Genomic DNA, 10,566 nt, shown 5'->3' with positions numbered 1-10,566 from the left:
GCTGGTCAGATCGGGGCGGGCCACATAGCCGCGGGCCAGCTGGGTGCCCGCGAGGTACAGCTCACCCGCGACACCGACCGGCACCGGACGCAGCCGCGCGTCCAGCACGTAGACCTGGGTGTTGTAGACCGGCGCACCGATCGGCACGGTGTCGGTGTCGGCGTCGGTGACCTCGTGGAAGGTGACGTCGACCGCGGCTTCGGTCGGGCCGTACAGGTTGTGCAGCGCCGCGCCGGTCAGCTCGCGCAACCGGTGCGCGGGCTTGGGCGAGAGCGCCTCACCGGAGGCGAACACCATGCGCAGCGACGCACACTGCGCGGCGGCCGCATCCGCGACGAACACCGCGAGCATGGACGGCACGAAGTGGGCGACGGTGACGCCCTCGGCGGTGATGATCTCGGCCAGGTAGCCGGGGTCGCGGTGGCCGTCCGGCTTGGCGACCACCAGGCGTGCGCCGATCTGCAAGGGCCAGAAGAACTCCCACACCGACACGTCGAAGGTCGCGGGTGTCTTCTGCAACACCACATCGGAGGCGTCCAGCTGGTAGGCCGACTGCATCCACACCAGACGGTTCACGATCGCGCCGTGCGAGACCGCAACACCCTTCGGCCGACCGGTAGAACCGGAGGTGAAGATGACGTAGGCGGTGTTCGACGGCCGCAGCGGGCTGCGCCGCTCAGCATCGCTGATCGGTCCGTCGGTGTAGCCCGACAGGTCCAGCAGGTCGATGCGCACCTGCGCGGTGTCGATGTCGAGATCGTCACCCGAGGTGAGCACACACACCGGATCAGCGGTAGCGAGAATGTATTCCGTGCGCTCGGCCGGATGATCCGGATCCAGCGGCACATAGGCGCCACCGGCCACACTAACGGCGTACATGCCGACCACGAGGTCGATGGAGCGCCGCATGCCCAGCGCCACATACGATTCCGCGCCAACACCGCGCTCGATGAGCCAGCGGGCCAGCAGGTTCACCCGAGAGGCGAACTCCGCATAGGACAGAGTTGTCCCCTCGAACGTGACGGCAGGCGCGTCCGGGGTGCGCGCGACCTGCGCCTCGAACATCGACACCAGCGTCGCCGCATCGTCGACTTCGTGCGCGGTGTCGTTCCAGCCCGACACCACCAGCTCCCGCTCGGCGGCGTCGAGCAGCTCGATCTCGCCCACAGCGACAGCAGGTTCGGCGGTGATGGTGCCCAGCACCCGGACCAGCCGGTCGGCGATCCGGCGCACGGTCTGCTCATCGAACAGATCCCGCAGGTAGCCGGCCCGAATCCGCAGCTGCGTATCGAGCTGAGCGATCAGCGTCAGCGGGTAGTGCGTGGCATCGGCCGCATCCAGCCCGGTGACGGCCATACCGTCGATATCGGCCGCCTGAGCCTGAATCCCCTCGGCATCAACCGGATACGACTCGAACACCACCAGCGTGTCGAAGAGCCCACCAATCCCCGCCGCCGACTGAATCTCGGCGAGGCCCACATAGTGATGGTCCAGCAGGTCCGCCTGCTCACCTTGAGTCCGGCTCAACACATCAAGCACAGACTCGGAAGCATCGAATCGAACCCGAACCGGGACGGTATTAATGAACAGACCTACCATGGACTCCACGCCCGCCAGTTGAGCGGGACGGCCGGAGACGGTGGTGCCGAACAGGACGTCGTCGTTGCCGGTCATCCGGCCCACCAGGATCGCCCACGCGACCTGGAGCACCGTGTTCGGAGTGACGCCGAGCTCCGCGGCCAGCGCCGTCATCCGCGCGGTCGTGGCCTCGTCCAGCTCGAACAGGTACTCACCCGACAGCGAGGTGATCTCGCGGCCGCTGTCCGGGCGGGCGAGCAGGGTCGGCTCGCTGATGCCGCGCAGCGCCTCGGTCCACGTCGCGAGCGAGGCGGCGTGATCCTGCTGAGCGACCCACTCCAGGAAGTGCTTGTAGGAACGCACCGCCGGCAGCGCGTTCACATCGCCGTGCACCGCGTACAGCACCAGCAGGTCCTGCATGAGCAGCGGCATCGACCAGCCGTCGAGCAGGATGTGGTGGTTGGACACCACGAACTGCCAGCGCGCGCCACCCTCGGCGCTCGCGTCGGCCACCTGGATCAGGGTGAACCGGATCAGCGGCGGTTCGGCCAGATCGAAGCGCCGCATGCGGTCGGCCTCGATCAGGTCGGTGGCATCGCCGGTCGCCGCGATGCGCCCGGCGGGCCCGGAGGCGGTAGCGGAGCGTGACCACGCAGGGCCCTCGGAAGCATCGCCATCAGACACGGTGCGGTCGTATTCGGACCAGTCCACCCGGACGCTGTCGAGCACCACCTGCACGGGGTTGCCGTCGTGGTCGGAGACGAACGCGGTGCGCAGGTTCTCGTAGCGGTCCACCAGCGCCTGCGCGGCAGCGCGCAAGCGGTCGGCGTCGACGCGGCCGGTCAGCGTCAGCACCGCCTGCGCGGTGTAGACGTCCACCGAATCGGCGGCGAGCCTGGCGTGGAACAGCAGACCGGACTGCAACGCCGACAGCGGCCACACATCGGTCAGCGCCGGGAACCGCTGCTCCCAGCCGTCGATGTCGCGCTGCTCGGTGCGCACCAGCGCGAAGTCGGACGGTGTGTGCCCGCCCGCACCGGTTGAATTGGCATGCCGGGCAACGGCTTCCAGCGCGGTGACCCACAATTCGGCGAACTCGCGCACCGACGCGGCGTCCAGCAGGGTGGACGGGTAGCCGATATTGGCGGTCAGCTTGTCGCCAACCACGATCGCGTTGACGTCCAGCGGCGCCATCGCGGGCATATCCGCGTCGTAGGCACCGCCGAGCGAACCCAGCTCGGGTGCCGGAATCCAGCCGAAACCGCGCAGCGATTCCGGCACGTCGCCGTCGGAGACGCGGCCCAGGTAGTTGAAGCTGATCTGGCCGGGCAGTTCGTTCGGCAGTTCGGCGGCGGTGTCGCTGTTGAGGTAGCGCAGCAGGCCGTAGCCGATGCCCTTGTCCGGCACCCCGAGCAGCTGCTCCTTGACCGCCTTGAGCGCGGCGCCCAGCGCGGGACCACCGGCCAGGGCGGCGTCGATATCGATGCCGCGCAGGTCGAAGCGCACCGGGAAGATCGCGGTGAACCAGCCGACCGTGCGGGACAGATCGGCGCCGGCGACGATGTCTTCCTCGCGGCCGTGGCCTTCCAGGCGGATCAGCAGCGAGTCGTCGGGGCGCACCCCGCTGGTACGCCGCGACCGCCAGACCGCGGTGGCCAGGGCCAGCGCGGTGAGCAGACCGTCGTTGACGCCGCCGTGGAACAGTGCGGGCACCGTGGTGAGCAGGGCCTTGGTGACATCGGGCGACACCTCGACCTGATGCTTGTCGATGACGCCGGAGGTATCCACCGCCGGATCCATCGGGCGTTCGGTCAGCAGCGGATCGGCGACACCGACCACCGAACGCCAGTAGTCGAGTTCGGCGACCCGCTCGGGGTTGCGCGCCTCGCGTTCCAGGGCGTGCGCCCAGGCCCGCATCGAGGTCGCGGGCGCCACCAGTTCCGGTTCCTGACCGGCGGTGAGCTGGCCCCAGGCGGCCACGAAATCGGGTACCAGGATGCGCCAGGACACACCGTCGACCACCAGGTGATGGGCGACGACGATGAGCCGGCCCGCGCGGTCGGCGCGGTCGGGTTCCAGCCACACGAACCGGACCACCACACCGGCGGCCGGATCGAGCCGGTTAAGCGAGGCGTCGAGCGCGGTGGCGGCCAGGTCGAACAGTTGCGCGTCGTCGACGTCGGCGGAGAACACCGTGTGATCGATCAGCGCGTCCACGTCGACGGTGCCCGGCGCCGCGGTCTCCACGATCCAGTCGCCTGCGGATCGGCGCAGGCTCGCGCGCAGCATGTCGTGCCGGTCGATGACCGCGCTGACGGTGGCCGCGATGCCCGCCCGGTCGATGCCGACCGGAAGTTCCAGCGCCAGCGTCTGATTGAAGCGGCTGAACGATCCGCGCCGCTGCGCCATGAACCGCACCACCGGGGTGAGCGGCATGGTGCCGACACCGCCGCCGGGCAGCTCTTCCAGCGCGGGCGCCGCGGTCGCGGCGCCATCGGTGGTCTCGGCGACCGCGGCCAGACCCGCGACCGTGCGCTGCTCGAAGACGTGGCGCGGGGTGAACACCACACCGCGCGCCTTGGCCCGCGACACCAGCTGGATGGAGACGATGCTGTCGCCGCCCAGCGCGAAGAACGAGTCGTCCACGCCGACCCGTTCCACGCCGAGCACCTCGGCGAAGACCTCGGCGATGGTCTGCTCGACCGGCGTGCGCGGGGCCCGGAACACCACCTCGGTGGCGAAGACCGGCTCCGGCAACGCCTTGCGGTCCAGCTTGCCGACGGGGGTCAGCGGCACCCGGTCGATCACCATGATCGACGAGGGCACCATGTAGGCGGGCAGGCGGTCCTCGACGTGCGCCGTCAGCGTCGCGACGTCGATCGAACGGCCCTGCGCGGCAACCACATACGACACCAGCGAGACCGCGCCCGCGGCGTTCTTGTGGCCGATGGTGACCGCGAAGTCGACCGTCTCGTGCGAGGCCAGCGCCGCGTCGATCTCACCGAGCTCGATGCGGAAACCGCGCACCTTCACCTGGAAGTCGGAACGGCCGACGTACTCGACCTCACCGTTCCGTGTCCAGCGGACGACGTCACCGGTGCGGTACATCCGCTCACCGTCGCCGTACGGGTTGGCGACGAACCGGTCCGCCGTCAGCCCCGGCCGCGCGTGGTAGCCGCGCGCCAACTGCACGCCCGACAGATACAGCTCACCCGCGACACCCACCGGCACCGGCCTGAGCTGGGCATCCAGGATCAGCGACCGCATACCGCGGATCGGTCCGCCGATGGTCACCGTCTCGCCCGGCACCAGCGGATCGCTGATGTTGGTCATGATGGTGGTCTCGGTGGGGCCGTAACCGTTGTGGAAGTGGCGGACCTCGCCGGACGCGCCATCCAGCGGCACCGCCCACTTGGCCACCAGTTCCGGCGGGCAGGCCTCACCACCGGCGACCAGCACCCGCAGGGTGTCGAGGCCGCTCGGATCGAAGGTGGCCAGCGCGGCCGGGGTGATGAAGGCGTGGGTGACCCGCTCGCCGCGGATCAGTTCCGACAGCTCCTCGCCGCCGTACACACCCGGCGGCACCACGACCAGCGCACCGCCCGCGCCGATCGCGAGCAGCAGCTCGAGGATCGAGGCGTCGAAGCTGGGCGAGGCGAAATGCAATGCGCGCGAATCGGAGTCGAGGGCGTAGCGCTCGATCTGTTCGGCACTGAAGTTCGCCAGGCCGCTGTGGGTGACCACGACGCCCTTGGGGACGCCGGTGGAGCCGGAGGTGTAGATGACGTAGGCAGGATGCTGCGGCCGCACCGGGCGCACCCGGTCGGCGTCGGTGATCGGACCGCCGTCGAACCCGTCCAGGTCCAGCTCGTCGAGCACCAGCCAGCGCGCCGATTCCGGCAGCCCCTCGCGCACCGAGGCGACGGTGAGGCCGACCGGCGAACCGGAGTCGGTGACCATATGCGCGATACGCTCGGCCGGGTAGTTCGGGTCGACCGGCACGAAGGCCGCACCGGTCTTGGCCACCGCCCACGCCGCGAACACCGAATCGGCCGAACGCGGAACACCCACGGCGACCAGGTCTTCGGCGCCGATACCTTCGGCGATCAGCAGCCGGGCCAGGCGGTTGGAACGCTCGTCCAGCTCGCCGTAGGACACAGTTGTCCCCTCGAACACCACGGCGGGCGCCTTCGGGTCGCGGGCGGCGGCCTCGGCCAGCAGATCCGCCAGCACCCGCGGTGCCACGGCGGGCGCACCGGTGCGCGACACCAGATCAGCGCGTTCGCCGGCATCGAGGACGTCGATGGCGCCGACGCTGATCGTGGCGTCGGCGGCGATCGCCTCCAGCACCCGCCGCCAGCGCGCGGCGATCTCGGCGACGGTGGCTTCGTCGAACAGTTCGGTGGCGTAGGTCAGCGCCAACGCCATGCCCGCACCGGGCTCACCGTGCTCGGACAGCGTGAACTGCAGATCGAACCGGGCGACGTTTTCTTCCAGATCCAGCGCCGACACCGAAAGCCCCGGCAGTTCCAGGCTGGTGCGGTCGAGGTTCTGGAATGCCAGCATCACCTGGAACAGCGGGTTGCGGGCCTGCGAACGCTCCGGCGCCAGCAGCTCCACCAGCCGCTCGAACGGCACATCGGCGTTGCCGTAGGCGTCCAGGTCGGTGCGGCGCACCCGGTCGAGCAGCTCGGCGAACGATTCGGCCGGATCGATGCCGGTGCGCAACACCAGGGTGTTGACGAACATGCCGACCAAGTCGTCGAGGGCTTGCTCGCCACGGCCGGCGATCGGCGTACCGACGGCGACGTCATCGCTGCCGGACAGCCGCGACAGCAGCACCGTCAGCGCGCCGTGCATGACCATGAACAACGAGGCGCCACTGCGGCGAGCCACCTCGTCCAGCGCGGCGACCAGCTCACCGGGCAGTTCGGTGTGCAGGGTGGCGCCGCGCAGCGAGGCCACGGCCGGACGCGGCCGGTCGGTCGGCAGCGCCAGCTCATCGGGGATGCCGTCGAGCGCGCGCTGCCAGTAGGCGACCTGACGGGCCATCAGCGACTGCGGATCGTCCTCGGAGCCGAGCACCTCACGCTGCCAGAGCGCGAAATCGGCGTACTGCACCGACAGCGGCTCCCAGCCGGGTGCGCTGTCCTGGATCCGGGCGCTGTAGGCAAGCATCACGTCACGGGTGAGCGGGCCCATCGAGAAGCCGTCGGCGGCGATGTGATGCACCACCACGACGAGCACATGCTCGTCGGCGCTGGCCTGGTACAGCCGGGCACGCAGCGGAACCTGCTCGGCCACATCGAATCCGGTGGACACGAACGCGGTGACCACCTCGAGCAGTTCATCGGCGTCGACCGGAACCGGGTTCAGGTCGAGATGGATCTGCTCGGCAGGCACGATCACCTGGACCGGGCTGCCGCCGTGCTCGGGGTAGCGGGTGCGCAGCGATTCGTGCCTGCGCACCACGTCGGCCACCGCAAGGCGCAGGGCCTCGACGTCGAGCGCACCGGACAGCCGCAGCGCGATCGGCAGGTTGTAGGCGGCCGAGGTGGTGTCGTACTTGTTCAGGAACCACATGCGCTGCTGCGCGAACGACAGCGGCACGGTTTCGCCGGTGGCGCGCGGGCGCGCCGTCAGCCGGGTCCTGGCATCGGTGCCGGTATGCGATTCCACCCGCGCGGCCAGCGACTCCACCGTCGACGCCTCGAACAGCGTGCGCACCGGCACCGTGGTGCCCAGTGCCGCACCGATCCGCGAGACCACCCTGGTGGCGATCAGCGAGTTGCCGCCAAGGTCGAAGAAATCGTCGTCGACGCCGACCCGCGGCAGATCCAGCACCTCGGCGAACACCGCGGCCACCGTCTCCTGCACCGGCGTGACGGGGGCACGGAAGGCCCGCGCCTGCACGGCCGGGGCCGGCAACGCGCGGCGATCCAGCTTTCCGTTGACGGTCAGCGGAATCCATTCCAGCCGCACCACGGCCGAAGGAACCATATAGGCCGGCAGCAGCTCCGCCGCACCCTCGCGCACCTGGTCCAGGTTCGGCGCGGTATCCGGATCCGACACCACGTAGGCAACGATCCGCTGATCGCCCGGCTGGTCCTCGCGCACGATGACCGCGGCCTGCGCGATGCCGGGCTGCGCCAGCACGGCGGATTCGATCTCGCCGAGCTCGATGCGGAAACCGCGCACCTTGACCTGATCATCGGCGCGGCCCAGGTATTCGAGTTCGCCGAAGCGGTTCCAGCGCGCCAGGTCACCGGAGCGGTACAGGCGCGAGCCCGCACCGTCGCCGAGCGGGTTGGCCACGAACCGCGCCGCCGACAGATCCGGGCGGCCCAGGTAGCCGCGCGCCAACTGCGGTCCGGCCACATACATTTCGCCCGCGACACCGACCGGCACCGGCCGCAACCGGTTGTCGAGCACGGATACCTGGAGACCGGCGATGGCCCGGCCGACGATGCTGCCCGCGGCCTCGGCGATGGTCGCCGCGTCCAGCGCGCGGTAGGACACGTGCACCGTGGTCTCGGTGATGCCGTACATGTTGACCAGCACCGGGGCCTTGTCCCCGTGCCGGGCGACCCAATCCGACAGGCGGCGCAGCTCCAGCGCCTCGCCGCCGAACACCACGTACCGCAGCGACAGCGGTGTGGCGTCCTGGGCGTTGCGGTCGGCCTCGGCCAGCTGATAGAAGGCCGACGGCGTCTGGTTGAGCACCGTCACCTTCTCCGCGCGCAGCAGTTCCAGGAACTGTTCGGGCGAGCGCGAGGTGTAGTAGTCGACGACGATCAGGGTGCCGCCGAACAGCAGCGGACCCCACAGCTCCCACACCGAGAAGTCGAAGGCGTAGGAGTGGAACAGCGTCCACACGTCGTCGGGTCCGAAACCGAAGTCGCGATCGGTGTTCGCGAACAGCCGCACCACATTCCGGTGCGCCACCGCGACACCCTTGGGGCGGCCGGTGGAGCCGGAGGTGTAGATGACGTAGGCGACGTGATCCGGGTGCAGCGGGGCGCGACGGTCGGCGTCGGTGATCGGCGCGTCGTCGGCGTCCTCCACATTGCCCGCCTCGACGGCGAACCCGTCCAGCACCACGCTCGGCAGGTGTTCGGGGACCGTCACCTGGACCGTCGAGTCGATGATCACGCTGGTCGGCGCGGCATCGGAGAGCACGTAGGCGATGCGGTCGGCCGGGTAGGCCGGGTCGACGGGCACATAACCCGCGCCGGTCTTGACCACCGCGAGCAACGCGACGACCAGATCCAGCGACCGCGGCAGTATCACCGCGACCAGCGATTCCGGCCCGGCACCGTCGGCGATCAGCCTGCGCGCCAGCACATTCGCGCGCCGATCCAGTTCGGCGTAGGTGAGGGTGTCGGCGCCGAAGCGGGCCGCGATCCGATGCGGGTGCGCGGCCGCTGCGGCGTCGAACAGGGTCGACAGGGTCGCCTCTGCGGCACCGAAGATGCCGGTGGTGGTCTCGGTGGAGAACGCATCGGCGCCCGAGGAAACCCACCGCTGCGACACATCGAGCCGCTCGGCCTCACCCAGCAGATCGATATCGCCGACGGCGACCGAGGCGTCCTCGGTGACGCCGCGCAGGATGCGCACCAGCCGGTCGGCGAAGGCGGAGACCGTCTCCGGATCGAACAGTTCGGTGGCGTAGTTCCACGACAGCGACAGCGCACCGTCGCCGATCTCACCGACGGTGAGCTGGATGTCGAACTTGGCGGTGCCCGGATCGAATTCGACCACGTCCAGGTCGAGACCGGGCAGCGAGACCGTGCCCATATCGGCGGCCGAGGCGGCCTCGAAGGTCAGCGCGATCTGGAACAGCGGGTGATGGGCCTGCGAGCGGGCCGGGCTGATGACGTCGACCAGCCGCTCGAACGGCACGTCGGCGTGCGCGAACGCTTCCAGGTCGGTGCGGCGCACCTGCTCGAGCAGCGCGTCGAACGCGACGCCGGGTTCCACCTCGGTGCGCAGCACCAGGGTGTTGACGAACATGCCGACCAGATCGTCGAGCGCCTGCTCGCCGCGGCCCGCGATGGGGGTGCCGATGGCGATATCGGTGCTGTTGGACAGCCGGGCCGCCCAGGTCGCCAGCGCCGCGTGCACCACCATGAACAGGGTGACGCCGTTGGCGCGGGCCAGCTCCTCCAGCTCTCCGCGCAGTTCGGCATCGATCGAGAAGGTGTGCGTGCCACCGGCATTGGTGGCGATTTCGGGCCGCGGCCGGTCGGCGGGCAGCTCGATCTGGTCCGGCAGGTCACGCAGCCGCTCGGTCCAGTAGGCGATCTGGCGGGCGGCCACCGATTCCGGATCGGATTCCTCACCGAGCACCTCGCGCTGCCACAGCGCGTAGTCGGCGTACTGCACCTCGAGCGGCGCCCACCCGGGCAGCTCGCCCCTGGTGCGCTCGGCGTAGGCGGTGACCACATCGCGCAGCAGCGGGCGCAGCGAGAAACCGTCGGCGCTGATGTGGTGCATGACCAGCACCACCACATGGGTCCGCGGATCGACCGCGAGCAGCGCGGCCCGGAACGGGATCGCGGTGGTCACGTCGAAATAGGTGCTCGCCAGCGCGACGATCCGCGCGGGTAGTTCCTCGGCGGTGACCGATTCCGGGGTCAGCCGCACCCGCACCTCGTCGACGGGCAGGACCCGCTGGTAGCCGGTGCCCTCGACCTCCGGGTACACCGTGCGCAGGGCCTCGTGCCTGGCCAGCACATCGCCGATGGCGGCGTTCAGCGCGTCCAGGTCGAGCTCACCGGTGAGCCGGATGGCGACCGGGATGTTGTTGACGGCGGTCTGATTGTCGAAGCGGTTGAGGAACCACATCCGCTGCTGGGCCGGCGACAGCGGCACCAACTCACCGCGCTCGCGCGGCACCAGCGGCACCTGCCCGCCCGCACCCGCCGACGACTCCACCCGGGTGGCCAGCGCGGCCACCGTGGGCGCCTCGAACAGCACCCGGACCGG

1 protein-coding gene is annotated in these 10,566 nt (G+C 70.0%); it reads right to left on the bottom strand.

Annotated elements, in window-relative coordinates:
- On the bottom strand, window positions 1-10,566 hold a 10,566-nt coding region (locus RJ05_RS03685; protein ID WP_036533124.1), incomplete at both ends, for a non-ribosomal peptide synthetase.

Origin of the sequence: Nocardia cyriacigeorgica NBRC 100375 (assembly GCF_000308555.1) — a bacterium.
Classification (GTDB): Bacteria; Actinomycetota; Actinomycetes; order Mycobacteriales; family Mycobacteriaceae; genus Nocardia; species Nocardia cyriacigeorgica.
The sequence above is the reverse complement of the archived record's forward strand: the minus strand, read 5'-3'. Positions and strand labels throughout refer to the sequence as shown.